This window comes from Leifsonia sp. Leaf336, from assembly GCF_001423695.1.
In the GTDB taxonomy this organism is placed as follows: Bacteria; Actinomycetota; Actinomycetes; order Actinomycetales; family Microbacteriaceae; genus Leifsonia.
In genome coordinates this window covers 68152-94440 of the sequence record NZ_LMOZ01000001.1, presented here as the reverse complement: position 1 = coordinate 94440, position 26289 = coordinate 68152, and the positions used below count along the sequence as shown (strand labels likewise).

Here is a 26289-nt window from a genome sequence, read left to right as displayed (position 1 = left end):
TTCTGCTCACCCGAGCGCCGTGTACACCACCACGCGCAGGTCCGGATGGTCCGTCGGGGCGAGCTGGTGGTGCTCGAGCCGAACATCGCCGTCGCGCGGATGACGGAAGCGGCGCTCGCGCGAGGTGAAGCCCTGGATGTCGTAGCGGTCCCACGCCTCCCGGAACTCGGGGCTCGCCTCCCGCAGCCGCTCGACGAGCGCGCGCACCGCCGGATCGCCCGCACGTGTGCCGGTCTCGGCCCGGAACTCCGCCAGGAACCGCGCGCTGGTCTCCTCCCAGTCGGGCAACAGCTCGCGAACGGCCGGGTCGGTGTAGACGAGCCAGAGGAGGTTGCGGTCCTCGCGCGGAACCCGCGCGACGTTCGGGTAGAGCCGCGTGTACGCGTCGTTCCAGCCGGCGATCCCCCAGTCGGGCGCCAGCGCGAACGCCGGGTTGTCCCCGAGCGCGTCGAGGAGGCGCTGCACGTGCGCCGGTGCGTCCTCCACCGGTCTGGTGCCGCCGGGCGCCGGGAGGCCGAAGCCGGCGAGCGAGAGGAGGTACTCGTGCTCGGGGGCCGACAGCCGCAGCGTGCGCGCGACCGCGTCGAGCACGGATCGCGACGGGTTGATCGGCCGGCCCTGCTCCAGCCACGTGTACCAGGTGACGCTGACGCCGGAGAGGTAGGCGACCTCCTCGCGGCGGAGGCCGCGGTCGCGAGACCGGCCGACCGGCGGGAGGCCGTAATCCGCGCGCGCCGCCTGCTCGCGACGGCTGCGCAGAAAGCGACCCAGCTCCGCGCGCGCTCCGTCGGCATCCACGCGTCGATACTAGTGCTCTCACTACTAGTAGTGACGCCGTCTTCCTGCAACACCCGGGCGCCCGCAGCATGAGAGCATGCCCGCTCTCCGTTCCCGCACTGTCACCCACGGCCGCAACATGGCCGGCGCCCGCGCACTGCTGCGCGCCGCCGGCGTCGCCCGCGAAGATTTCGGCAAGCCGATCATTGCCGTCGCCAACAGCTTCACCGAGTTCGTGCCGGGCCACACCCACCTGCAGCCGGTCGGCCGCATCGTCTCGCAGGCCGTTCAGGCCGCGGGCGGCATCCCGCGCGAGTTCAACACGATCGCGGTCGACGACGGCATCGCGATGGGCCACGGCGGCATGCTCTACTCGCTGCCGTCGCGCGAGCTGATCGCCGACTCGGTCGAATACATGGTGAACGCTCACTGCGCCGACGCACTGGTGTGCGTCTCCAACTGCGACAAGATCACGCCGGGGATGCTGCTCGCCGCGCTGCGCCTCAACATCCCGACCGTCTTCGTCTCGGGCGGCCCGATGGAGGGCGGCCGCGCCGTCCTCGTCGACGGCACCGTCCGCAAGCTCGACCTCATCTCGGCGATCGCCGACTCCGCGAACGACGCCGTGTCGGAGGCCGACCTCCTCCGCATCGAGGAGAACGCCTGCCCGACCTGCGGGTCGTGCTCAGGGATGTTCACCGCCAACTCGATGAACTTCCTCACCGAGGCGCTCGGCCTGGCCCTCCCCGGCAACGGCTCGACGCTCGCCACTCACACCGCCCGCAAGGCGCTGTACGAGAAGGCCGGGGCGACCGCCGTCGAGCTGGCGCACCGGTACTACGACCAGGACGACGAGTCGGTACTCCCCCGTTCGATCGCGACGAGCGCCGCCTTCGGCAACGCCATGGCGCTCGACATCGCCATGGGCGGCTCCACCAACACGATCCTCCACCTGCTCGCCGCGGCGCGCGAAGGCGGCGTCGACTACGATCTGTCCGACATCGACGCGCTGTCGCGCCGGGTCCCCTGCCTCTCGAAGGTCGCCCCCAACGGCGCCGCGCTGGTGGAGGACGTGCACCGCGCGGGCGGCGTCCCCGCCCTCCTCGGCGAACTCGACCGGGCCGGCCTCCTCGACCGCGGGGTGCACACCGTGCACGCGTCCACGCTGGCGGGGTGGCTCGCCGACTGGGACATCCGGGGCGGCTCCGCTACGCAGGAGGCGATCGAGCTGTTCCACGCGGCTCCGGGAGGCGTCCGGTCGTCGACCGCGTTCTCGCAGTCGGAGCGGTGGCACGAGCTCGACCTCGACGCCGAGACGGGCGTGATCCGCGACGTCGCGCACGCGTACTCGAAAGACGGCGGCCTCGCGATCCTCCGCGGCAACCTCGCGCCCGACGGCGCCGTGGTCAAGACGGCAGGCGTGGACGAGAGCATCCTCACCTTCACCGGCCCCGCGGTGGTCGTGGACTCGCAGGAGGCCGCGGTCGAGGCCATCCTCGGCAAGCGAGTGAAGGAGGGCGACGTGGTCGTCATCCGCTACGAGGGCCCCCGCGGCGGCCCCGGCATGCAGGAGATGCTCTATCCGACGTCGTTCCTCAAGGGCCGCGGGCTCGGCGCGAAGTGCGCGTTGATCACCGACGGCCGCTTCTCCGGAGGAACCTCGGGCCTGTCGATCGGCCACGTGTCGCCCGAGGCGGCGGCCGGAGGACTGATCGCGCTCGTCGAGGACGGCGACACGATCAGCATCGACGTGCACACCCGCGCCCTCCGCCTCGACGTGCCCGATGCGGTGCTCGACGCGCGCCGCGAGGCGCTGGAGGCCGGGCGCGGCTACCGCCCGCTCGAACGCGACCGCCCCCTGTCGGCGGCGCTGCGCGCCTACGCGGCCATGGCCCTCTCGGCCGACCAGGGCGCCGCCCGCGACGTCGACCAGCTCACCCGCACGCCGATCCCGGCCGCCTGACCCCGCGGCGAACGGCACGTTGCGTGACCGGCTCCGGCCGCTCACACTGGTGATGTGAACCACGGCAACCGGGTGAAGGCTCGCATCAGCCGCGCCGACCGCGAGGGAGCACAGCGCTACACCCAGCTCGTCGCCGGCACCCCGCTCGACGACCGCGGCGAGGTCGACCTCGAGGCGTTTTCGCTCCTCTCCACCAGCGAGCTCGACGTGCTCGTCGCCGACCTGGTGGCCGGCGAATCGCAGCCGTCCACTCCGCCCTCCGCCGTGGGGTCGGTGCGGCGCTTCCTGCATGGGGAGCTCGGCTTAGCGGCCGCGTTGCTCGCCGCTTTCGCGCTCATCGGGGCGCTGGTGGTCGGCGCCGCCGCCTTCTCGAACAGCGGCGTCGTTGCGACGACGACGCCGCCGAGTCAGACGTCCGGTTCGACGACGTCCGGTTCGACGACCACCGGCCACTCGGCACCCGGCACCTCGATGCGACCGGGGGTCATCACCGACAGCTACGGCTCCGATTGGTGATGCCGGCTCGGGAGGTCACGCCTCCAGACGGAACGCCACCGCCCGCACCGGCGCCCCGTCGGCCCCGCTGAGCGGGATCGGGAAGAGCGAGACGAACGGGTCGGCGAAGGTCACGTCCTCCAGCCGCGTCAGGTTCTCGCAGATCACCCCGCCTGCTGCCGCGATGAGCCGGTGGCACGGATAATCCTTGCCCGAGCCCTCCTCGATCGGAGTCTCGTCGATGCTCGGGGCGTCGAGACCGAACGTCCGCACGCCGCAGTCGAGCGCCCCGGAACACGCGTCCGCGTCGAGAAAGGGATGCGCGTAGTACCGCTCGGTGCCGTAGTGGGCGCTCCACCCTGTGCGGAACAGCAGCACGACGCCCTCGTGCAGACGGTCCTCCAGCGGATCGAGCTGCCGCCGCCCGATCCTCCCGTGCGGCCCGAGGCCGCTCACGTCGACGATCACGGCCGGCCCGGAGAAGAGCGCGAGCGGCAGTTCGTCGACACGGGCACCGTCCGCCGCGAAATGGAACGGCGCATCGACGTGCGTGCCCGACTGCGAGCCCAGCTGCACCGCGAGGAGGTTGAAGCCGTCGGCCGCGATCGTCGCGTGCGGCTCGAGCCGCACCTCCGGGTCGCCCGGATAGACGTCCGTCTCATCGCCGAGCGGATGCGTCAGGTCGACGAACGAAGTGAGGCGCATCGGCTAACGTGCGCTCGCGCGCGGCGCCCGCGGCTTCTTCACCTTCGGCGGCATCGCCCCGACCTCCTCGAGCGCGACGCCGATCCACTCGCGCAGACGATCCGGTTCGTCGCGCCAGGAGTCGGGGAGGGCGACGTAACCGCCCATCGGCCGCTCGGCCGGCCCGTAGGGTCCCGTTCCGTCGATCGCGAGCAGCTGCTCGCGCACCGCCTCGTCGGGCAAACGGACCCCGACACTCTCACCGAACAGCCCGGCGAACATGTTGCCGTTCACGAACGCCCCGAGGTTGGCGAACATCGGCTTGACCTCCACGCCCGGCGCCTCGGGCACCACCGAGCGGAACAGCTCCATCGTCTCCTGCGACGGTCGTGGGATCTGCATCGGGCGGCCCTCCATCCGGCTCCGGGAGGCGCGCGGAGCGCCTGCCCACATCCTGCCACGCGCCACCTCGCCCCGGGCCGGCCGAGCGGCTCGGAGCCCGGGACGGGATGCCGCCGCGCGCCGGTAGACTTGACCCATCCCCGCCACCGCCCAGCAGCCTGGAGTGCCCGCGTGACCGACACCTCAATCCAGCACGTCGTCGACACTGTCGCGAACGCCGCCGCGACGCCGGAGAAGGAGCAGCCGTATGCGGCGCTCGGCCTCAAGAGCGACGAGTACGCGCGCATCCGCGAGATCCTGGGCCGCCGCCCCACCTCGGGCGAGCTGGCGATGTACTCCGTCATGTGGTCGGAGCACTGCTCCTACAAGTCGTCGAAGATCTACCTCCGCCAGTTCGGCCAGAAGGTCTCGCCTGCGATGAAGAAGAACCTCATGGTCGGCATGGGCGAGAACGCGGGCGTCGTCGACGTCGGCGAGGGCTGGGCCGTCACATTCAAAGTGGAGTCGCACAACCACCCGTCGTACATCGAGCCGTTCCAGGGCGCGGCCACCGGCGTCGGCGGCATCGTGCGAGACATCATCTCGATGGGCGCGCGCCCGGTCGCGGTCATGGACCAGCTGCGCTTCGGCGCGATCGACCAGGCGGACACCGCCCGCGTGGTGCACGGCGTCGTCTCGGGCATCTCCTTCTACGGCAACTGCCTCGGCCTGCCGAACATCGGAGGCGAGACCTACTTCGACCCGATCTACCAGGGCAACCCGCTCGTCAACGCCCTCTCGGTCGGAGTCCTGCGCCACGAAGACCTCCACCTGGCCAACGCCTCCGGCATCGGCAACAAGGTCGTGCTGTTCGGCGCCCGCACCGGCGGCGACGGCATCGGCGGCGCGAGCATCCTGGCCTCCGACACCTTCTCGGCCGGAGGCCCGACCAAGCGCCCCGCCGTGCAGGTCGGCGACCCGTTCGCCGAGAAGGTGCTCATCGAGTGCTGCCTCGAGCTCTACCGCGACAAGCTCGTCGAAGGCATCCAAGACCTCGGCGCAGCCGGCATCTCCTGCGCCACCTCCGAGCTCGCCTCCAACGGCGACGGCGGCATGTTCATCGAGCTCGACAGCGTGCTGCTGCGCGACCCCACGCTCACGGCGGAGGAGATCCTCATGTCCGAGAGCCAGGAGCGCATGATGGCGGTCGTCAAGCCCGAGCTGCTCGACGCCTTCCTCGCCGTCACCGCCAAGTGGGACGTCGAGACCAGCGTGCTGGGCGAGGTCACCGACACCGGCCGCCTCGTCATCAACTGGCAGGGCGAGGAGATCGTCAACGTCGACCCGCGCACCGTCGCTGTCGACGGCCCCGTGTACGAGCGCCCCGTTGCCTACCCCGCGTGGATCGACGCCCTCCAGGCCGACTCCGCGTCCGTGCTGGCCCGCCCGGCCTCCGGCGACGAGCTGCGCGAGCAGGTCCTCGCCCTCCTCGGAAGCGCCAACCTGGCCGACAAGAGCTGGATCACCGACCAGTACGACTACTTCGTCGGCGGCAACACGGCGCTCTCCTTCCCCGACGACTCCGGCATGATCCGAGTCGATGAGGAGAGCGGCCTGGGCTTCGCCATCGCGACCGACGCCAACGGCCGCTACTGCCAGCTCGATCCGAAGCAGGGCGCCAAGCTCGCCCTTGCGGAGGCCTACCGCAACGTCGCCGCGTCCGGCGCCGTGCCCGTCGCGGTCACCGACTGCCTCAACTTCGGCAGCCCTGAGAACCCCGAGGTCATGTGGCAGTTCTCGCAGGCGGTCGAGGGGCTCTCCGACGCCTGCCTCGAGCTGGAGGTCCCGGTCACCGGCGGCAACGTCTCGTTCTACAACCAGACCGGCGACACCCCGATCTTCCCGACGCCCGTCGTCGGCGTGCTCGGCGTGATCGACGACGTCGCCCGTCGCATCCCCGCCGGCTGGCAAGACGAAGGCGAGAACGTCTACCTGCTCGGCATCACACGTGAGGAGCTCGACGGCTCGGCGTGGGCCGGGACGGTGCACGGCCACCTGGGCGGCCGGCCCCCCGCGGTCGACCTGGCAGCCGAGCGCACGCTGGCCGAGACGCTGCACGCCGCGTCGCAGGAGGGCCTGATCTCGTCGGCCCACGACCTCGCCGACGGAGGCCTCGCGCAGGCGCTGGCCGAAAGCGTGATGCGGTTCGGCGTCGGCGCGCGCGTCTGGCTGGGTGAGCTGCAGGAGCGCGACGGCGTCGACGCCGCGACCGCCCTCTTCAGCGAGTCGACCGCACGCGTCATCGTCTCGGTTCCGCGGGAGGACGACGTGAAGTTCCGCGGACTGTGCGAAGGCCGCGGCGTCCCGCTCCTCCGCATCGGCGTGACCGACGCCGAGGTCGGCACGCAGCCGGTCCTCGAGGTGCAGGATCTCTTCACGATCGGCCTGGAGGAGCTCCACGGCGTGCACCGCTCGACCCTCCCGGAGCACTTCGGCCCGACGGTCGCCTGAGCAGCAGCCCGAGAGGCAGCGTCTCAGCTGCTGCTGCCGACCAGTTCGGCCTGCCGGCGCGTGAAGAGGCGCACGCGCTGCTGCGTGAGCAGGATGCCCGCGAGCACGATCACCGCTCCGACGGGTTCATTCCAGCTCAGGTGCTCTCCGAGAACCAGGATGCCGAGGGCGACTCCGACCACCGGAGTCACGTAAGTCACGCCGGACGTCGCGGTCGGCCCCCACGCGCGCAGCACGTTCATGTTCCAGATGTAGACGACCCCCGTGCCGAGGGCGCCGAGTGCCAGCAGGCTGAGCAGCACAGGCCAGCTGAAAGTGATCGGCGACAGCGCGACCACCGGTGTGAGCACCAGCATGATCGCCGCGGCGATTCCGATGTTGAGGAAGGCGACAGAGGTCGCCGGGATGTCCCTGTGGCTGATGAAGCGCCGGATGTAGCCGAAGCTGAAGCCGTAGCAGGTGACGGCGCCGAGACAGGCCAGCTGCCCCCACACGCTGCCGGAGAGCGCGGCGATCGACCACGGCCCGACGACCACGACGACACCGACCACCCCGACGAGAACCCCCAGCACCTGGTCGCGGTTGAGCTTCTCGACACGGAACGCAGCGGTCGCGAGGATCGCCGTGGTGATCGGGGTGACCGCGTTGTAGATGCTCGCCAGACTCGACGACACGTACTGCTCGGCCCAGGCGAACAGCAGGAACGGGACCACGCAGTACGTGACCGCGACGACCACGAAGTGGAGGTAGACGATCGGTTGTCGTGGCAGCCGGCTGCGGGTCGCGAGCACGATGATGCCGAGCGTCACCGCGCCGAACACCAGACGCGCCCACGCCACCTGCCCGAACGAGACACCCTCGAGCGCGACTTTCATGAACAGGAAGCTGGCACCCCAGACCAGTCCCATGGCGATGAACTGCAGAGCGACCTTCACTCGTCGAGGCTACTGCCCACCACCGACGTGCCACTCGCGGGAATCGGACAGGGCGTTCAGTTGCGCACCGGGCGCGACGCGGCGTCAGGAAGCTGGCCCCCAGGGAATTTGGTGTTGGCGGAGGTCATATACTCCTTCCAAACCCGGTGTCGCAGATTGTCCGCCCGGATGCCTCCGACCTCGGATCGTCGCAGCGAGACGTTCCCGTTGACGTTCCCCACCCAGACGGCAGTGGCGAGTCGGGTGGTCGCGCCGACGAACCAGGTGTCCTTCTCGGAGTCGGTCGTGCCGGTCTTGCCGAACACGGGTATGCCATCATGCGGGTTCGAAGCAGAGCCGGTCCCGCCCTGGATGACGCTGGTGAGCGCCGATGCCATAGTCGCGGCGACCTCTGGCGCAACGGCCTCGGAGCAAGCGCTCTTCGGAACCGGAACCTCCGAACCGTCCGGCGCGACGATCCGGTCGATCGCGATCGGCGAGCAGTACACCCCCTTGTTGGCGATGGCGGCGAACGCTGAGGCGACCCGAACCGGCGACACTTCGTTCGTCCCGAGCACGTCGGAGACGTAGGAGGTCAGTTCCTTACCGTCGGCACGCTTCATGCCGAAGGCTTCGGCCGTCTTGCGGATCTCGCACTGGTCGAGCTTCTGAGCCATCGAGAAGTAGGCCCCGTTGACAGATCCAGCCGTCGCCGCGCGCACGGACATGCTGCCCGGCTTCTGGGCGCCGTCGTTCTTCGGCGAGTAGGTCCCGGAACCCGTTCCCTGGCAGCTGTCTTTGAAGCTGGAGAGATTGAGCGCTCGGGAGTCGCCGTTGACCACGTCGCCGATCGATCTGCCGCTCTTGAGCCATTCGGCGAGCGTGAAGATCTTGTAGGCCGAGCCGGCCTGGAAGCCGCTCGATCCGCCGTACTCATAGTCGGCCCCGTAGTTGATAGCGGTGTTCCCTGCGGAGACCTCGTCCGGATCCGCGTTGAAGTCCTTGTTCTGCGCCATCGCCAGGATGCGTCCGGTGCCCGGTTCGACGGTGACCAACGACGAGCCGATGTCGAGGACCTCCGTGCTGTGCGGGACATAGGCGTCGACAGCGCTCAGCGCAGCGGCCTGGAGGTCGAGGTCGAGGGTGGTGAAGATGTCGTACCCACCTCGAGCCAGCGTGGTGTGTTCGATGTCTTGGGGATCGGCGAGGACCTTCTCATTCTCGATGACGCGCTGCACGTAGTCGCAGAAGAATCCTGCACCGAGGGGGTTCGCGGCATGACAGCCCGTGGACGGCGGAGTGATCCGCGGCTCGATCGGGGTCGCGACTGCCGCGTCGAACTGTGCCTGCGTGATGGCGCGCTGCTGGAGCATCGCCGCGAGCACGTCGTTGTCGCGCCGGAACTTGTTGTCGGCGATGTTATCGGGGTCATCGATACGCAGGCCGTTCGGCTCGTTGACCATGGCCACGAGGGAAGCGGCCTGTGCAAGTGTGAGTTCGGAGGCGCTGACACCGAAGTAGTACTCGGCTGCCGCTTGGATGCCGTACACAGATCCGCCGAAGTGTGCGATGTTGAGGTAGCCCAGCAGGATCTGATCCTTGGTCAGCGCCTTCTCGAGACCGATCGCGAGGCGCATCTCGCGCAGCTTCCTGTCGACGCTCGTCTTCACGGCCTCCTCGTAGGCGGCCTCGCGCGCCTCCTTGTCGCGGATTGCCTCTGCGCGCTGCACGAGTACGTTCTTGACGTACTGCATCGAGATCGTCGAAGCGCCCGAGCCGACCTCCCCCGATGCCGCGTTGCCGATGGCGGCACGCAGCGCGGAAGTGATGTCGACGCCGCCGTGCGTGAAGAACCGCGGGTCCTCCGTCGAGACGACCGCGTCCTTGACGAAGATCGACACGGCCTCCCACGGCACGCTCTTGCGATTCTGCTCGTAGACCGACGCCAAGAGGACGGGTTCGCCCGCGGCGTTCTTCGCGTAGATATCGGTCGTCTGCGCGAGGGCATCGATGGCGAGGGCCTCCGGCAATGTCTCGAAAAGCTGGATGCCCGTCTCGGCGGCAACGCCCGCGACAGCGACGAGGGGCGTCACCAGCGCACTTACCAGCGCTCCCGCCACGACACTGAGACCGACGAAGCCGAGCAGCGACGTCGATCGCCGATCGCTTGAACGGGCGTCAAAGCGGTCAGGCTGATTCATCGGATCCTCACTCTCGGTTAGCAGAGCCATTCTGATCCATGAACCTGGACGTTTGCATTTTACATTTGAATTTGTATTTCAAGATCTTTTAGTTAGTATTTAGCGCAACGACTCCGCCACCAAGGGTGACAAGCCCGTGTGACGGAGGTGAAATTCATATTCCCAATTCCCAATTGCACCCTCGACTGCCATGCTTGTCTTACGGACAACGACTATGACGGGTGCGCGCGAGCGGAATCTCGGCATCGAGCTCCGGCAACCCATGGTGTACTTTTATTGTTAGCATTTGAAATTACACTGTGAACTCGTTGATCGACCAAATTCCACGAGGTCGCTCGTATCCACGTACCGAAGGAAATCCTGTGAACGACTCTGAGAACCCGAAATCCAAGCTCTCTCGCCGGACGATGGTGGGGGCTGCTGCCTGGGCGGCGCCGGCCATCGCCCTCACGGCCGCTTCTCCCGCGCAGGCTGCGTCCACGCCGAAGGAGCCCGCGGTGCCAGGCGTGCGGATCGCCAACGCCGATGCACTGGCGAAAGCGTTCACCGGGCCCGGCTTCTATGCGGCGTACTACGGCAGCGACGGGAGTGGTGGCACCAGGCTGCGAGGCATGGAGATCAGTGCAACGGTGGATAGCCTGCCGGCCAATCCCAGCGCCAACCGCATCACCGTGAATCTGCCTCCTCAGTTCACCTTCTCCGACGGATCGACTTCCAAGAGCTTCGATCCGTCCGGCGACACGATCTCGGTGGCCTTGGGCGCGCAGGACATCAACGTGGCGTGGGGCACGGCGCCGGGCAAGTACCCCATCACGGTCGATTATCAGGGGGTGACCGACAGCGTCCTCATCACCGTCCTCAACGGCGGCACCGCCTGGGCCTGGGGCACCTCGACGAACGCTGTCAACGGCCTCGGTTCGGGTGTCATGGTCCCGACTCAGTGGACCTACTCCTCGAGCTACCGGGCCAACGAAGTCGCGACGTTCACCACCTACAACGCAATCGTCGGCACCGGCAACACCATGGCCGCCTACTCCGACCTCTACGACTGCCTCGTCGGGACCGGCATTGTCGGCAAGCCGCGCTGGCGTCGCGACTTCGACGTGGACCACATCGTCGCCGCCAACGCGGGCCAGCCCCACGGCGCCACGTTCTTCTGGTCCGGCGCCGGCACCCTGAACGCGTTCGGCACGAACAACGGCGACATGTTCTCCCTCGGCGACAACAGCCCGGCCACCGGCGCCGGCAAAGGCTACGACACGCCCGTCGCAGTCGGCACGAAGATCCTCGAGGCCAACCCGGGCAAGAAGATCATCGCGGTTCACGCCGCCCTGCTTCGCGCCGCCTACATCCTCGATGACAAGACCGTGTGGTGGTCCGGCGTCAACACCGGCCGCGCGATGGGCAACAACGACAGCTATAACGGTGCCTCACATGTGGCCACCCAGACCCTCACGGCCCCCGGAACCCCGCTGACCGATGTCGTGGACATCGCCTTCGGCGATGACACCTCGTTGTTCCTCGACGGCTCGGGAAACCTGTGGGGCGCCGGAACCGCAGGATCCCGCTCCGGGGCGGTCCAGCTTCCCGGCTTCACGGCCCTGGCCCCCGTCACCCTGGCAAAGCCTGTGTCACTTCCCGACGGCAAGAAGGTCAAGAAGATCTGGGGCTCCCAGAACAACTACATCGTCCAGACGACCGACAACGCCGTCTACTTCGCCGGATTGAACGCCTATGGCCAGGGCGGTAGCGGAGCTGTCGGCAGCACCTTCGGCGCCTGGCGCCAGACCAACGTCGCGGCCGGCAAGACCGTCGCAAACGTCACCATGAACAACAATCACGCGTTCTACCTGATGACCGACGGAACCTTGTACGCCGCGGGCGTCGGCTCCACGAACCCGCTCGGAGTCACCAACCCGTCAGCCAACAACATCACCACCATGGCCAAGGTCAACACCAACCCGGCCGCCAAGGTGCTCGACTTCAGCCTCACCGACAACGGCGCCTTCGTCGCCATCCTCCAATAACACACAGCAGAATCAGAGTGGGCCTGTGCCCGGCGATCGCCGGGCGCAGGCCCACTTTCGTTATGGAATCCCGCGCAACGAGCGAGAGCGACGTTTATGCTGCGGGAATACTCGAGCCTTCCCGGTGTTGTATGCATTTGCATAGATACGGCGAGAACGAACCTGAGGAGCCAGCAATGCAGTACGGAATCTTCTCCGTCAGCGACATCACCCGCGACCCGGTGTCGGGTGAGACGCCGAGCGAGGCGGAGCGCATCGATGCGATCGTGAAGATCGCCACCCACGCGGAGGAGGTGGGCCTCGACGTCTTCGCGATCGGCGAGCACCACAACCCGCCCTTCTTCTCGTCGTCGCCGACCACGCTGCTCGCGCACATCGCTGCCCTCACCGAGCGCCTGATCGTCACGACCTCCACGACGCTCATCACCACGAACGACCCGGTGCGGCTCGCGGAGGAGTACGCGATGCTCCAGCACCTGTCGAAGGGCCGCATGGACCTCATGCTCGGCCGCGGCAACACCGGCCCGGTGTACCCGTGGTTCGGCCAGGACATCCGCCAGAGCCTCCCGCTCGCGCTCGAGAACTACAACCTCCTGCACCGCCTGTGGCACGAGGACGTCGTGGACTGGGAGGGTCGCTTCCGCACGCCGCTGCAGGGCTTCACCTCCACGCCGCGCCCGCTGGACGACGTGCCGCCGTTCGTCTGGCACGGCAGCATCCGCACACCGGAGATCGCCGAGCAGGCGGCGTACTACGGCAACGGCTTCTTCGCGAACAACATCTTCTGGCCCAAGGAGCACTACCAGCACCTGATCGCCTTCTACCGCGAGCGCTTCGAGCACTACGGCCACGGCACCGCCAAGCAGGCGATCGTCGGGCTCGGCGGCCAGGCGTACATCGCCAAGAACTCGCAGGACGCGAAGAACGAGTTCCGTCCGTACTTCAACGAGGCTCCCGTCTACGGAAACGGACCGACGATGGAGGAGTTCACCGACGCGACGCCGCTCACGGTCGGCAGCCCGCAGGAGGTCATCGACAAGACGCTCGGCTTCCGCGAGTGGGCGGGCGACTACCAGCGCCAGCTGTTCCTGATGGATCACGCCGGCCTCCCCCTGAAAACCGTGCTGAAGCAGCTCGACCTGCTGGGCGAGGAGGTCGTGCCCGTGCTCCGCAAGGAGACCGAGTCCCGCAAGGACCCGGAGACGCCGGAGGCCCCCACCCACGAGTCGCTGGTGCGCGCGAAGTACGGCGACGCCACCCCGCGTCAGCCCCGCCCGAACGCCAATCGCGGCGACAACGTCACCGGCGCCTCCCCGTACCAGGACTCGGCCGACGAGTTCCAGGCCGAGTACCCGGCGCTCTGACGACGACCAACGCATCGAACGCGTGCGAGAGAAGGACATCATGACCAGCACCGACCTGCGACCCTTCAAGGTCGTCGTCGTCAACGCGGGCGTCAGCGACCCGTCGTCCACCAAGATGCTCGCCGACCGCCTCAGCCTGCGGGTGGAGGCCGCCGCCCAGCGCGACGGACGCACCGTCGAGACGCAGCACCTCGATCTGCGCGAGCTGCTGCCCGAGCTCTCGGGGGCCCTGGCCTCCGGTCACCTGGGGCCGAAGTTCACGGCCGCGATCGAGAAGCTCGCCGAGGCCGACGGGATCATCGCGACGGCCCCGGTCTACAAGGCCGGGCCGAGCGGGCTGTTCACCTCGTTCTTCCAGGTGCTCGACAACGACGTGCTGATCGCCAAGCCGGTCGTGCTCGGCGCGACGGCCGGCACGGCCAGGCACGCGCTGGTCGTCGACGAGCAGATGCGGTCGATGTTCGCGTTCCTCCGCACCATGACGGCTCCGACCTCGGTCTTCGCCGCCACGGAGGACTGGCAGGACAACTCCCTCGGCAAGCGCATCGACCGTGCGGCACGCGAGCTCGTCGTGCTCATGGAGGCCGGTGTGGAGGCGCGGATCAAGGACGCGTCCTGGGACAGCTACCAGCACGAGTTCGGCTCGGCGGGCGGCAACGAGCTCGGGATCGACCTGGGGTCGGACCTGATGCGGCTGGCGGCCGGCGGCTCGCTCGGAGGACCGGCGCGCAGCTGACCTGCGGAGACGGTCGCTCCTCCCTCTAGGCTTGTGCCACGCATCAGCCAGAGCGAGGAGCGCCGTCGTGACCACTGAAGCCGACGTGACCACCGACGAGGGACACCTCCGTTTCGAGCACGAGGCGATCAGGAGCGCCGCCGACCTGTACCAGGCGGGCAAGGCTGCGCGCACCCGCGTGCCGCGCAGCATCCACGGTGCGTATACGCCCGCACCGGACCGCGACCCGGTCGGCGTCCTCAAGCGGCAGCACGTGCACCGGGTCGCGGAGCTGATCCCCCTCCGGCTCGAGCGGATGACCGCCAACCCGTTCGCGTTCTACCGCGGATCGGCGGCCATCCAGGCGGTGGATCTGAGCTGCGAGCAGCGCACCGGCATCGACGTGACGATCTGCGGCGATGCGCACATCGCCAACTTCGGGATCTACGCCTCCCCCGAGCGCAGCCTCGTCTTCGACCTCAACGATTTCGACGAGTCGGCGTACGGGCCGTGGGAATGGGATGTGAAGCGCTTCGTCGGGAGCGTCGTCCTGGCGGCCCGCCAGAGCGGGTTCCGTGAGACGAAGGTGGAGGCCGCCGCACTGGAAGCCGCTGCCGCCTATCGCACCGGCCTGCGCCAGATGACCGGGCTCGGAGTCCTCGAGCGCTACTACCTCCGCGCCGACGTCAGCCGAGGGCGACGAGCTCTGAGCTCCCAGGAGGTGCTCGACCGGGCGATCGCGGCCGCATCGCGGCGGACGTCGGCGCGGGTCGTGCGGAAGATCACGCGCCGCGCGGAGGACGGGGCCGTGACGATCGTCGAGAATCCTCCGCTGCTCGCACACGTGCCGGAGGCCACCGAGCAGAACATGCTCGAGATCATCGATGCCTACCTCGCCACGGTGCCGTCGGACATCGCGGTGCTGCTGTCGCAGTACGTGACGACGGACGCCGCGCGCCGCGTCGTGGGTGTCGGCAGCGTCGGCACGCGGTGCTACATCATCGTCCTCACCGGGCCGGCGGGCGAGCCTCTCGTGCTGCAGGTCAAGGAGGCGAGCGAGTCCGTCGCCGTCGAGTTCGGAGGCGCCACCGCCGGGCGGTCCCCGGTGTTCGATGACCACGCTCACGACGACGAGCACGGCCATCGCGTCGTCGGCAATCAGCGCGTGCTCCAGTCCGTCAGCGATCCGTTCCTCGGCTACGCCCGCAAGGACGGGCACGCGTTCTACATCCGGCAGTTCCGCGACAAGAACGTGTCGATCGACACCGAGACGCTCGACTTCCGGCCGTTCGCCGACTACGTGGACGCGTGCGGCACCGTGCTGGCGCGCGCTCACGCGCAGTCCCCCGACGCGCCATTCATCGCCGGCTACCTCGGCAGCGGCGCCGCGTTCGACGCAGCCGTGGTGGAATGGGCCTTCTCGTACGCCGACCAGGCTCACGCGGACTACCTGACGGTCCGCCAGGCGTTCGCGGACGGCGAGTTCAGTGCGCCCGCCGCCGCCACGCACCGTCCCGACTAGACGACACGGGCCCATCGGGGGCAGACCTCCCGGGTATTGTGTGGGGGGACGAGGGGAGCCGCGTGGACGTGCTGGGCGTACTGCAATGGATCGGCGTCGTCGTGTGCCTGATCCTGGCCCTGAGCGGGCTGATCCCCGTGGTCGCGGCAGCCGCGACCTTCGTCGTGATCCCCTTCCATGCCTGGATCAACCACTACAAGAAGGCCGCGCCCTACCTCCCCCGTGTCGCCATCATCGTCCCGGCGTGGAACGAAGGCGCCGTCATCGGCGCCTCCATCGACCGCCTGATGGGCCTCGACTACCCCAAGGAGGCGTTGCGCATCTACGTCGTCGACGACGCCAGCACCGACGCGACTCCCGACGTCGTGCGGAGTCGCGCGGAGCAGTTCCCCGGCAGTGTCTTCCTGCTGCGGCGCGAGCAGGGCGGCCAGGGCAAGGCGCACACGCTGAACCACGGGATCGAGCGCGTGCTCGCCGAAGACTGGATGGAGGCGCTCCTGATCATGGACGCCGACGTCATCTACCTGCCCGACTCGCTGCGGCGGATGACCCGGCACCTGGCCGATCCGGAGGTCGGCGCCGTGTCCGCGTACATCCGCGAAGGCAGCAGCGACCGCAACTACCTCACCAAGTTCGTCAGCGTCGAGTACGTGCTCTCGCAGCCGGCGGCCCGGCGCGCGCAGAACGTGCTCGGGGCACAGGCGTGCCTCGCCGGCGGCGCCCAGCTGCACACCCGCGAGAACCTGGTCGCGCTCGGCGGCCGCGTGGACACCTCCACCCTCGCCGAGGACACCATCACGACGTTCGAGACCCAGCTGCACGGCAAGAGGGTCGTGTTCGAGCCGCACGCGCACGTGCTCGCGGAGGAGCCGCGTGCGGTCGACGCCCTGTGGAAGCAGCGGCTGCGGTGGGCTCGGGGCAATGTCTCCGTGACATCCCGCTATTCGAAGATCTGGTTCCGGCCGTCCAAGGTGCATCACCTCGGCGCGTGGACGTTCGGCATCGTGTGGTTCAGCCTGTGGCTGCTGCCGCTGATCATGGTGACCTCGGCCATCGGCCTCGCCGGTCTGCTGTTCCTGCAGAACGGCCTCGCGACCTCGGTGTTCCGGGTGCTCTGGATCTCGGCGGCGCTCGCCTACCTGTTCGTGCTGGTGCTCGGGTCGTTGACCGACGCGAAGACGAGCAGGAAAGAGCTGGGGCACATCCTGCTCTTCCCCGGCATCATCAACATGCTGGTGATGATCACAGCGCTGTTCCCGCCACTCACGCTGGTCTGGCTGCCCGGCCTGTTCGGTGTGACGCTCAGCACCGCCGCGCTGTTCATCCTGACCCTCGCGATCTACATCTGGATCCCGTTCTCGATGGTCGTCGCCTGGCTCGCGCGGCGCGCCGAGCGCACACGGGCCGGACGCTGGCTGGCGCCCACCCTCATCTACCTGGCAGGGTACGGATCGCTGCTGTGCGCGATCACGTTCGACTCCTACCTCAAGGAGCTGGCGGGCGCCGAGGCCCGCTGGGACAAGACCGAGAAGGTCGGCCGGGTCGCCACCGGCTGAGCGCGGCGACCCGGGAGTTGCGCGTCAGTCGACGAGCGTGAGCCGGACGGGGACGTTGCCCCGGGTCGCGTTGGAGTACGGGCACACGTGGTGGGCCTTCTCCATCGTCTGCTCGGCCTGGTCGCGGCCGAGGCGCGGAAGATACACGTCCAGCTCGATCTCGAGCCCGTAGCCTCCCTCGCCGTTCGCCCCGATGCCCACGCTCGCGGAGACCGCGGCGTCGCTGGTGTCGAGCTTTTCGGCTCGCCCGACGGCGTGGATGGCGCTCAGGAAGCAGGCGGCGAAGCCGGCCGCGAACAGCTGCTCGGGGTTGGTGCCCTCTCCGGAGCCGCCGAGCTCGCGCGGCGGGCGGGTCGGAAGGTCGATGAGGTCGTCCTCGCTGCGGACGTGACCGTCGCGTCCGCCTCCCGAGGCGTGCGCGATGGCGGTGTAGGCGATTTCCATGCTGCTCAGCCCACTCCAGGGTTCTGAACGTGCGCTGGGAGGACGCGGCGCGTGCGGGTGTATAGGAACCGGGGCGGGCCGGCACGGGCCGTGGCGGATCGGCCGCCGTCGGCCGGGTCGGGTAGCGTTGCAGCGGACGCCCGCTTCCGACCCGAGCGCCCGCCCGATCTCGGACCGCCTGCGCACCCCGCCCTCGGTCCTTCCCGTCCCGCCCCACGAGGAGTGCTCCAGCCGATGAAGGTCCGCGGACTGACCCAGAGCAGCGAGACGCAGCAGCTCACCGCCGAGGCGGACGACGCCCAGACGGCGCGAGAGCTCGTCGAAGCGCAGGTCCCGGAGGGCTACGAGCTGATCCAGGTGCACAACGCGATGCCGCGCGGTGGGCGCGTGATCGCCACCGCGGTCGTGCGTGCGACCGCCGTGACGGAGATCGAGGCGGACGGCCCCGACTACATCACTGCGCGCGACGCTCTGAGAGCGGCGGTGCCCGAAGGGCATCGGCTGCTGTCGATCGTCGCCGACGACGCGTAGGCCCGACGACGCCTAGGCCCGACGACGCCTAGGCCGATCGGGAGTCCGACGCGCTCACGGTCTCAGGGCAGCGTGAACGGCTGATCGGCCGCGGCCTCCAGAAGCGGCCACAGCCGGGTTCCGGTGCGCGGCGAGCGCGAGCTGCGCGTCGGATGCGCGTGGGTCGGGAGGCCCTTCGTGCGGCCGACCGGCCCGAGGTAGTCGTCCCCCGTGATGGTGCGGTCGAGGACGGCCCGGACCGGCGCCCAGGCGCCGTGATCTTTGCCCTGCGACCAGGCCGCCTGCAGGTTGTCCGCGAAGCGCTTCGCCTTCGTGGGCTGGTTGACCCCGCGTACTCCCGGCGTGCGCCCGGACGTCGAGTAGCCGGGATGGACGACGATGCTCGTGACGCCGCTCCCTGCCGCCCGCAGCCTCCGCTCGAGCTCGAAGCCGAACGCCTGGGCGGCGATCTTGGAGCCGGCGTACGCGCGCCACGACGTGTACCCGCGTTCGAGCTGGAGGTCGTCCAGCCGCAGCCGGGAGAGTCGTGTCGCAAGGGAACCGAGGGTGACCACACGGGCGCCCTCGGTGGCCTCCAGCACAGGGAGGGCGCGGGCGACGAGCCGGAAGTGGCCGAGCACGTTCGTCGCGAGTACCAGTTCGTTGCCGTACGCGTCGGTGCGACGGTCGCGCGGGGCGTGCACCATGCCCGCGTTCAGCACGAGGGCGTCGACGCGGCCTCGCTCGAGGAGCGCCGCGGCCTGGGCGTCGACCGACCGGCGGTCGGTGACGTCGAGAGGGGTGGCCTCCACGCGTGAGCCCGGCATCCGGCGGCGGATGGCCGACACCGCGGCCTCGGCGCGCTCCGGGTCACGGCACGCCAGCACGACGTGCGCGCCCGCACGGGCGAGCTGCTCGCCGGTGAAGTAGCCGACTCCGGAGTTGCCTCCGGTGACGACGACGGTTCGGCCGTGGGCGTCCGGAAGCTCCGCGGGATCCCAGGCCACGCCTCAGCGGCCGTTCTCGGACGCGATGCGCTCGTGGTGGTGGATGACCTCCGCCACGATGAAGCCCAGGAACTTCTCCGCGAAAGCGGGATCGAGGTGGCTCTCTTCCGCCAGCACTCGGAGGCGTTGGATCTGCTCCCGCTCGCGTTCCGGGTCGGCGGGCGGGAGGCCGTGCTCGGCCTTGAGAGCGCCCACCTGCTGGGTGAACTTGAATCGCTCGGCGAGCATGTGGATGACGGCCGCGTCGATGTTGTCGATGCTCTGCCGGATGCTCCGCAGACGCTCCAGCGCCTGTGCGGTCGACTCGTTCTCAGCCATGCTCCGACCCTACCGGGCCGGAGCATGGCACGAGCGCGGTTCAGAGCGACGGGGAGGTCTCGGCGAGCACGTGCTCCAGCACCGGCCGTGTCGCCCGCAGCGCCGCCCAGACCAGCAGGACGCCGGCCGCCAGGCACCCCGCCACCATGAGGAGCGTGAGCGGCGCGACCAGCAGGCTCAGCCCGGCGAGCGGCAGCACGACGATCGCCGCGGTGAGTGCGGAGCCGATCGTGGTCACTCTGAGGGGCGACATCACGGCGCGGCTGCGGGCCGCGTCCATTTCGCGCACGGGCATGCCGATGCGGTCGAGGCTCACGTAGAGATCGCGACGATCCAGCACGGCCGCGGCCTGGTTCACGCCCGCGGAGCAGGCGACCATGAGGAACGACACGATCACGGTGACCACGACGCCGGTGCGGATGTCGGCGAGGAGCGTCCGGGCCTGGTCGCCGCCTCCCTCGCCTGCGATCCCGAGGATCCCGACCCCGACGCCCGCGAAGACGGCCATGAAGCTCGTCATCGCAACGCCCGAGACCTGGCGCCAGGCCGCTTTCGGCGATTCGAGCACTGCGCGGGCGGCCAGTAGCCGACGCGCGGTGGTGGCGCGCCGAGCCTGACCGGAGGCGATCATCCGGAGCGCCCACGGCCCCACCAGGTTGAGTACGGCGATCGTGCCGCCGAACCCGATCCCGAGGACGGTCAGCACGATGAGCGCGCCGTCGAAGAGCTGCAGGACGCTCATGAACAGGTAGGTCGCCACGACCACGACGACGGCGACGAGGGCGCGGATCCAGTGCATCCGCGGCGCCGTCTGGCGGGTCCGTACGCCCAGGGGCGACACCACGACGCTCCGCAGTCCGAGACCCGCGCTCACGGCGGAGAGCACCGCGACGGCCAGTACGGCCAACGCGACCGCGCCCGGCTGGAGGGCGGCGTCGGCTCCGAGCGGGTGACCGCGGAACGGGATCAGCCCGACCAGCGGGGCGACGGGCAGATACAGCACGACCCCGGTGACCGCGCCGGCGACGGCGAGCGCGGTCGACTCGATCACCGTGAGGGCGGCCACCATGGCCGGCGACGCGCCGAGCAGCCGCAGACCGGACAGGCGGTCGTCACGGCGGCGCGCGGAGAGCCGAGCGGCGGAGCCCCCGAGCCCGACGAGCGGGACGACGAGCAGAGCGAGCGCGATGACCGCGAGAGCCTGGTAGACGAACGCGTCGCCGTCGCTCCAGGAGAAGAACGCTTGAGCGCCTCCCGCGACGACGAGCAGCAACAGCGACGACACCGCGAACGCGATGACCGGCAGCAGCACGGTCGCGCGGTCGGCGGCGCTGCGCCGCGCGAACAACCAGGCGATCCGGAGCGTCGTCATCGGGTCACCGCCTCGTCGACGATGCGGCCGTCGGACAGCTTGAGGACGCGCGCGCACTGCCGCGCGACCTCGTCGTCGTGAGTCACGACCACGAGCGAGCGTCCGTTGCCGGTGGTGGAGGCGATCAGGGCCGCCATGACCTCCGCCGAGGTGCTGGAGTCGAGTGCCCCGGTCGGCTCGTCGGCGAACACCACCGACGCGCCCGTCACCTGGGAGCGGGCGATCGCGACCCGCTGGGCCTGGCCGCCGGAGAGCTCGCCGATGCGGCGCGCCTCCATCCCCGCGAGGCCGAGCCGGCCCAGCCACTCGGCAGCAGAGACCTCCGCGGTCTTGCGCGGGGTGCCCGACAGCATCAGCGGGAGGGCGACGTTCTCCACAGCCGTCAACTCCGGCAGGAGCAGGCCCTGCTGGAAGACGAACCCGAACGCCTCGCGGCGCAGTCTGGACCGCTCCGACTCCCGGAGGGCCGTCACCTCGACGGGACCGGCCGGCGCGTTCAGCACCACCCTCCCCGAGTCGGGCTTCACGATCCCGGCCAGGCAGTGCAGGAGGGTCGTCTTACCCGAGCCCGATGCCCCCATGATCGCGACGGACTCGCCTGCGGCGATGCGGAAGTCGACGCCGCCGAGAGCGACAGCGGAGCCGTAGGCCTTGGTGAGCGCAGCGGCCTGGAGGACGGGGTGGACGGGTGATGAGGTCATGGTCTCCAGCCTCGTGAAGGGGGCGTGCGCGCGCGTCGGGCGGAAGCACGATTCCGGCGCCGGCGCCTCATCCGCTCGGAGTGGTCCCCGGGTACCAGAAGGGGGTTGCGCGCTCTGCTGGCTCGGTTTACTCTATGCATAGATCATCTACGCACAGAGAAAGGTGACGATGATGTGGACTACAGAAGAAGTCGCAGAGACCACCGCCTCCCGCTCCGCCGTCTGGGAGGCCGTGCGCGACCTCCACACCGGCGACCTGACCTACCCGGGCGCCGATCGGTTCGAACTGCACGGGCCGTTCGAGGTCGGCACGGAGCTGACCGTCACGCCGGAGGGCCAGGAGCCGATCCGCTCGCGGATCGTGGAGCTCTCTGCCGGACGCGCCTACGCCGACCTCACCGAGTTCGGCGAAGTGCAGCTGACCTTCCGCTACGACCTCGACGACCGGGAGGAGGGGACCGTCGTCCGCTACTCGCTCACGATCGACGGCGCGGACTCCGACACTGTCGGCCCCGAGCTCGGACCGCAGATCAGCGCCGACTTCCCCGCCTCGCTCGCCGCGCTGCTGGCGGAGGCGGAGCGCCGCGCCGCAGCCGCCGCCGCCGAGGCCGACGCCGCCGAGGGCACACTGGACGCATGACCGACTTCCCCGAAGGGCCGGCGACCAGCCCCGGCTTCCTGCTGTGGCATGCCACCCTGCGCTGGCAACGCGCGATGGCGGATGCGCTGCAGCCGCACGACCTGACCCACGCTCAGTTCGTGCTGCTCGCCTCCACGTGGTGGCTGAACGGTCAGGACGAACGGCCGAGCCAGTCGCGGCTGTCCGAGCTCACCGGCTCGGACCCGCGCATGACGTCGGAGGTCGTGAGGCGGCTCGCCGCGAAGGGACTCCTCGAGCGCGAGCAGGACCCGTCGGACAGCCGAGCGAAGGTCCTGCGGGTGACGCCGTCGGGCGCCGCGGTCGCGGTCGCGGCGATCGGGTCGGTCGAGGCGGCGGATGCGGCGTTCTTCGGGCCGGCGGCGAGTGCCGCGCCCGAGGCACTGCTCCCGATCCTCCACGCGCTCGCGGAGCGGTGAGCCGGGCCACGGCATCCGCCGGACGGCACCCGCTGGACGGCACCCGCCGGACGGCACCCGCCGGACGGCTCCCGCCGGACGGCTCTGGCCCGGCGTCGGACCGTCCCGATAGCGTGGAGGCATGACGGAGACACACCTCACCGCACCCGTTGACGAGCGTTCGAAGAGCGCGCTGGCCGACTCCGGCCTCCGGCTGTCGCTCGTCGACCCGACCGACACGGCCGCCCTCGACGCCTGGATCGTCGCGGACTTCCGCGGCTTCCACGGCCGCCGGCCGACGGAGGAAGTGCTCGAGGAGGCACGCGGCAACTTCGACGGTCGTCGCACCACCGCGGTGTACGACGACGGCGTGAGCACGCCGGTCGGCACCGTGAACTCCTGGGTCGCGCCGCTCACCGTCCCGGGCGGAGCTGCGCTCGACACGTGGGCGATCAGCTCCGTCACGGTGGCGCCGACGCACCGCCGCCGCGGCATCGCCACCGCGCTGCTCGGCGCCGAGCTTCGCACCGCCCACGCGCTCGGTGTCCCCGCCGCGATCCTGACCGTGTCGGAATCCACGATCTACGGGCGCTGGGGCTTCGGGCCGGCCACGTTCGCCACCGGCTGGAGCGTTGACGCCAAGCGGGTCCGCTGGGCCGGCGCCCCCACGCCGGGTCGGCTGTCGTTCACGACGCCGGAGGAGTACCGCGAGACGGGCTACGCCGTGCTCGCGGAGGCCATGGCCTCCCGCGCGGGAGAGATCGGCCTGGAGCCCTACCTCGCCGACCGCCTGATCGGGCCGCTGAAGGGCGACGACGACGGCGCCAAGCGTCTGCTCGTGCGCTACGACTCCCCGGAGGGACGGCCCGAGGGCTTCGTCAGCTACACTGTGCGCGGCGGCGAGGAGGACTTCTCGCGGCACGTGGTAGAGGTCGCCTACCTGGCGGCGGCCACCGACGCCGCCCTGACCGCGCTCTGGCGCTACCTCCTCGAGCTCGACCTGGTTGCCGAGGTGAAGGCGTGGACGCGCGGCGTCGACGAGCCGCTGCAGCTACTGGTGCACGACATCCGCGGCGCGCAGATCACGAGCGTGCAGGACCACCTGTGGGTCCGCATCCTCGACGTGCCGGCGACGCTGACCTCCCGCCGTTACGAGAGCGACGGCGACCTGGTGCTGGAGGTCACGGACGAACTCGGGTTCGCCGGCGGACGCTACCGGCTCATCGTGGAGGACGGCGAGGCGCGCGTCGAGCCGACGACGGATGCGCCGGACGTGACGCTCCCTGTCGAGTCGCTCGGCAGCGTCTACCTCGGGCACGACCTGGCCCGCGGGCTCGCGCTCGCCGGCCGCATCGAGGGCGACGCGGAGGGGCTCGACCGGATGTTCCGCACCGCGGTGCCGCCGCGGCTGAGCACCTGGTTCTGAGGCACGCGGCGGCGCACACTCGTCACGAATGTCGCGATTCGTGGCACGAATGTCGTGATTCGTGACGAGTGTCGTCGGCGCGGCTGGGGCTCGACGCCTCAGTCGACGAGGTCGTGGCGCACGACGATCTCGTCGCGGGCCGGGCCCACGCCGATCGCCGAGATGCGGGCACCGGAGATGGCCTCCAGCGCGAGCACGTAGTCCTGCGCGTTCTTCGGGAGCTCTTCGAAGGTGCGGGCGCCGCTGATGTCCTCGGTCCAGCCGGGGAACTCCTCGTAGATCGGCACCGCGTGGTGGAAGTCGCTCTGCGAGGAGGGGACCTCGTCGTGGCGCACGCCGTCGACGTCGTAGGCGACGCACACCGGGATGCGCTCGATGCCCGTGAGGGTGTCGAGCTTGGTGAGCACGAAATCGGTGACGCCGTTGATGCGGGCCGTGTAGCGGGCGACGGGGGCGTCGTACCAGCCGGTGCGGCGGGGGCGGCCGGTGGTGGTGCCGAACTCGAAGCCGCGCTCGCGCAAGAACTCGCCCCACTCGTCGAACAGCTCGGTCGGGAACGGACCGGCGCCGACGCGCGTGGTGTACGCCTTCACGATGCCGATGACGCGGTCGATGCGGTTGGGGCCGATGCCCGAGCCGGTGGCCGCGCCTCCCGCCGTCGAGTTGGAGGACGTGACGAACGGATAGGTGCCGTGGTCGACGTCGAGCATGGTCGCCTGGCCGCCCTCGAACAGCACGTACTTGCCGTCTTCGAGCGCCTCGTTCAGCAGCAGCGACGAGTCGACCACCATCGGCCGCAGTCGATCGGCGTAGCCCAGCAGGTCTTCGACGACCTCGTCGACGCCGATCGCGCGGCGGTTGTAGACCTTGACCAGCAGATGGTTCTTCTGGTCGAGGGCGCCCTCCACCTTCTGCCGCAGGATGTTCTCGTCGAACAGGTCTTGGATGCGGATGCCGACGCGGTTGATCTTGTCGGCGTAGGTCGGGCCGATCCCGCGGCCGGTGGTGCCGATCTGACGCTTGCCGAGGAAGCGCTCGGTGACCTTGTCGATGGTGCGGTGGTACTGCGTGATCACGTGGGCGTTGGAGCTGACCTTGAGGCGCGACACGTCGACGCCGCGGGCGATCAGTCCGTCGAGCTCCTGGAACAGCACCTCCAGGTCGACGACGACGCCGTTGGCGATCACGGGCGTGACACCGTCGGTCAGGATGCCGGACGGGAGCAGGTGCAGCGCGTACTTCTCGTCGCCGACGACGACCGTGTGACCGGCGTTGTTGCCGCCGTTGAACTTGACGACGTAGTCGATGCGGCTGCCGAGCAGGTCGGTCGCTTTGCCTTTGCCTTCGTCGCCCCACTGGGCGCCGATGATCACGATCGCGGGCACGTTTCGGTCCTCTCGATGGTCGGGAGCGCGTCGGCGCCTCGCGGTCGACCGTCGCACTCGATCCTATCGCGAGCCGTTTGCGGGGACACCGAAGGGCGTCAAGCCGGTCTTGACGCCGCACCAGCGTCAATCTAACCTTGACGCATGGACAACTCACCCGTCTCCTTCGACAGCCTCATCGCCTACGTCGAGCACCGCCACCCCGACGGCGACCCGCTCGCCCGCTTGAGCGACGCGGTGCTCATCGGCTCGCAGCTCAACGAGCAGGGCGACGCGCTCATCGGCCATTACGTCGACCAGGCCAGGCGGTCCGGCGCCTCCTGGAGCCAGATCGGGGCGAGCATGGGCGTGACCAAGCAGGCGGCGCAGCAGCGGTTCGTCGGCAAGGCGGTCGCGTTCGAGGTGCCGGGCGACCAGCTCTTCTCGCGCTTCACCCCGCGTGCCGGCGACGCGCTCGCGACTGCCGCGGCGAGCGCGCACGGCGGCCCGGTGGAGGCCGAGCACATCGTCGTCGGCGCCGTCTCCGACCCGGACGGCCTCGCCGGTCGCATCGCGGTCAGAGCCGGGCTCGACGCGGTGAGACTCGCCACGGCACTCCAGGTGGGACTCGCGCGGACGACCGGCGCGACCCCGGAGGAGCTGCGCGACATAGACTTCGCCGAGTCCGGCGGCGAGGTGCTCAAGGGGACCCTGCGCGCGGTCCTCAGCCTCAGCCACAACTACGTCGGCACCGAGCACCTCCTCCTCGGTGCCCTTCTGAGCGGAACGCCGGCGGCGTCGAAACTGGTCGAGCTCGGGCTCGACGAGCAGGTCGTGCGGGCGGGCATCGCGGAGGAGGTCGCGCGGATCACGGCGGAGCGGCACGGGGCCTGACCCTCCTGGGAGGCCGGGCCCGACCCTCGGGAGAGGCCGGGCCGCCCCAAGGCGAGGCATTGTCGGAAGCTGAGCGAAGCTCTACAT

General features: G+C 69.7%; 24 protein-coding genes. 13 read left to right on the top strand and 11 right to left on the bottom strand.

What is annotated here, in order from left to right; genetic code table 11:
• Positions 1–6 precede the first annotated feature (6 nt).
• Complete coding sequence (locus tag ASF88_RS00450; protein WP_055912755.1) at positions 7–798, bottom strand: helix-turn-helix transcriptional regulator; 792 nt, start codon at positions 796–798, stop codon at positions 7–9.
• Positions 799–874: 76 nt separating this feature from the next.
• On the opposite strand from ASF88_RS00450, the gene ilvD reads away from it, so the two are divergent.
• Both ilvD and ASF88_RS00440 read left to right on the top strand, forming a co-directional pair.
• Positions 875–2740 carry a dihydroxy-acid dehydratase gene (gene ilvD / locus ASF88_RS00445; RefSeq protein ID WP_055912752.1) on the top strand — a complete coding sequence of 622 codons (1866 nt, stop codon included), beginning with the start codon at positions 875–877 and terminating at the stop codon, positions 2738–2740.
• A 54-nt stretch (positions 2741–2794) separates the two neighbouring features.
• Positions 2795–3256: a hypothetical protein gene (locus ASF88_RS00440; protein ID WP_055912749.1), complete on the top strand. Its 462-nt coding sequence runs from the start codon at positions 2795–2797 to the stop codon at positions 3254–3256.
• Positions 3257–3271: 15 nt separating this feature from the next.
• Here the strand turns inward: ASF88_RS00440 and ASF88_RS00435 are convergent, their stop codons facing one another.
• Positions 3272–3940, bottom strand: coding sequence for a cyclase family protein (locus tag ASF88_RS00435; protein ID WP_055912747.1), 669 nt, complete (start codon positions 3938–3940; stop codon positions 3272–3274).
• 3 nt (positions 3941–3943) lie between these two features.
• Positions 3944–4321 (bottom strand): TfoX/Sxy family protein, encoded by a 378-nt coding sequence (locus ASF88_RS00430; protein WP_055916512.1) that lies wholly within the window; start codon positions 4319–4321, stop codon positions 3944–3946.
• 171 nt (positions 4322–4492) lie between these two features.
• On the opposite strand from ASF88_RS00430, the gene purL reads away from it, so the two are divergent.
• On the top strand, positions 4493–6811 hold the full coding sequence (gene purL, locus ASF88_RS00425; protein WP_055912745.1) for a phosphoribosylformylglycinamidine synthase subunit PurL: 2319 nt from the start codon (positions 4493–4495) through the stop codon (positions 6809–6811).
• Positions 6812–6834: 23 nt separating this feature from the next.
• Here purL and ASF88_RS00420 read toward each other — a convergent pair whose 3' ends face one another.
• Together ASF88_RS00420 and ASF88_RS00415 are read right to left on the bottom strand one after the other, a co-directional pair.
• On the bottom strand, positions 6835–7746 hold the full coding sequence (locus ASF88_RS00420) for a DMT family transporter (RefSeq protein WP_055912742.1): 912 nt from the start codon (positions 7744–7746) through the stop codon (positions 6835–6837).
• 56 nt (positions 7747–7802) lie between these two features.
• A complete protein-coding gene (locus ASF88_RS00415; RefSeq protein ID WP_055912738.1) occupies positions 7803–9926 on the bottom strand; it encodes a transglycosylase domain-containing protein in 2124 nt (707 codons plus the stop codon).
• Positions 9927–10225: 299 nt separating this feature from the next.
• Here ASF88_RS00415 and ASF88_RS00410 point away from each other — a divergent pair, with 299 nt between their 5' ends.
• The 5 genes from ASF88_RS00410 (at position 10226) to ASF88_RS00390 (ending at position 17110) form a co-directional block, all read left to right on the top strand.
• Positions 10226–11953, top strand: a complete 1728-nt coding sequence (locus ASF88_RS00410; protein ID WP_157498131.1) for a hypothetical protein — start codon at positions 10226–10228, stop codon at positions 11951–11953.
• Positions 11954–12129: 176 nt separating this feature from the next.
• A complete protein-coding gene (locus tag ASF88_RS00405; protein WP_055912732.1) occupies positions 12130–13317 on the top strand; it encodes an LLM class flavin-dependent oxidoreductase in 1188 nt (395 codons plus the stop codon).
• Positions 13318–13357: 40 nt separating this feature from the next.
• Positions 13358–14053, top strand: a complete 696-nt coding sequence (locus ASF88_RS00400; RefSeq protein WP_055916511.1) for a CE1759 family FMN reductase — start codon at positions 13358–13360, stop codon at positions 14051–14053.
• A 67-nt stretch (positions 14054–14120) separates the two neighbouring features.
• The gene (locus tag ASF88_RS00395; RefSeq protein WP_055912729.1) at positions 14121–15554 is read left to right on the top strand and encodes a DUF2252 domain-containing protein; all 1434 of its coding nucleotides are present in this window, start codon (positions 14121–14123) and stop codon (positions 15552–15554) included.
• 62 nt (positions 15555–15616) lie between these two features.
• Complete coding sequence (locus ASF88_RS00390) at positions 15617–17110, top strand: glycosyltransferase family 2 protein (protein ID WP_157498129.1); 1494 nt, start codon at positions 15617–15619, stop codon at positions 17108–17110.
• 24 nt (positions 17111–17134) lie between these two features.
• Here the strand turns inward: ASF88_RS00390 and ASF88_RS00385 are convergent, their stop codons facing one another.
• Positions 17135–17554 (bottom strand): organic hydroperoxide resistance protein, encoded by a 420-nt coding sequence (locus tag ASF88_RS00385; protein WP_055912725.1) that lies wholly within the window; start codon positions 17552–17554, stop codon positions 17135–17137.
• Positions 17555–17788: 234 nt separating this feature from the next.
• Here ASF88_RS00385 and ASF88_RS00380 point away from each other — a divergent pair, with 234 nt between their 5' ends.
• Positions 17789–18085, top strand: a complete 297-nt coding sequence (locus tag ASF88_RS00380; protein WP_055912722.1) for a hypothetical protein — start codon at positions 17789–17791, stop codon at positions 18083–18085.
• Between the two features lie 62 nt (positions 18086–18147).
• Here ASF88_RS00380 and ASF88_RS00375 read toward each other — a convergent pair whose 3' ends face one another.
• Genes ASF88_RS00375 through ASF88_RS00360 form a run of 4 tightly spaced genes read right to left on the bottom strand, consistent with a single transcriptional unit; the run spans position 18148 to position 21462 of the window.
• Positions 18148–19071, bottom strand: a complete 924-nt coding sequence (locus ASF88_RS00375; RefSeq protein ID WP_055912719.1) for an SDR family NAD(P)-dependent oxidoreductase — start codon at positions 19069–19071, stop codon at positions 18148–18150.
• Between the two features lie 3 nt (positions 19072–19074).
• Positions 19075–19389, bottom strand: coding sequence for a chorismate mutase (locus ASF88_RS00370; RefSeq protein ID WP_055912715.1), 315 nt, complete (start codon positions 19387–19389; stop codon positions 19075–19077).
• A gap of 40 nt (positions 19390–19429) precedes the next feature.
• Positions 19430–20761, bottom strand: a complete 1332-nt coding sequence (locus tag ASF88_RS00365) for an FtsX-like permease family protein (protein ID WP_055912712.1) — start codon at positions 20759–20761, stop codon at positions 19430–19432.
• Positions 20758–21462, bottom strand: coding sequence for an ABC transporter ATP-binding protein (locus ASF88_RS00360; protein WP_055912709.1), 705 nt, complete (start codon positions 21460–21462; stop codon positions 20758–20760). Before ASF88_RS00360 ends, ASF88_RS00365 begins: the two co-directional genes overlap by 4 nt.
• A 172-nt stretch (positions 21463–21634) precedes the next feature.
• Here ASF88_RS00360 and ASF88_RS00355 point away from each other — a divergent pair, with 172 nt between their 5' ends.
• From ASF88_RS00355 to ASF88_RS00345, 3 genes are all read left to right on the top strand, one after another.
• Positions 21635–22102, top strand: coding sequence for an SRPBCC family protein (locus ASF88_RS00355; RefSeq protein ID WP_055912706.1), 468 nt, complete (start codon positions 21635–21637; stop codon positions 22100–22102).
• Complete coding sequence (locus ASF88_RS00350) at positions 22099–22539, top strand: MarR family winged helix-turn-helix transcriptional regulator (protein WP_055912704.1); 441 nt, start codon at positions 22099–22101, stop codon at positions 22537–22539. The genes ASF88_RS00355 and ASF88_RS00350 overlap by 4 nt, the downstream gene beginning before the upstream one ends.
• Before the next feature lie 121 nt (positions 22540–22660).
• The gene (locus ASF88_RS00345) at positions 22661–23944 is read left to right on the top strand and encodes a GNAT family N-acetyltransferase (protein ID WP_055912701.1); all 1284 of its coding nucleotides are present in this window, start codon (positions 22661–22663) and stop codon (positions 23942–23944) included.
• Between the two features lie 98 nt (positions 23945–24042).
• Here the strand turns inward: ASF88_RS00345 and ASF88_RS00340 are convergent, their stop codons facing one another.
• A complete protein-coding gene (locus ASF88_RS00340) occupies positions 24043–25329 on the bottom strand; it encodes an adenylosuccinate synthase (RefSeq protein ID WP_055912698.1) in 1287 nt (428 codons plus the stop codon).
• 144 nt (positions 25330–25473) lie between these two features.
• Here ASF88_RS00340 and ASF88_RS00335 point away from each other — a divergent pair, with 144 nt between their 5' ends.
• Positions 25474–26202: a Clp protease N-terminal domain-containing protein gene (locus tag ASF88_RS00335; protein WP_055912695.1), complete on the top strand. Its 729-nt coding sequence runs from the start codon at positions 25474–25476 to the stop codon at positions 26200–26202.
• Positions 26203–26289 lie beyond the last annotated feature (87 nt).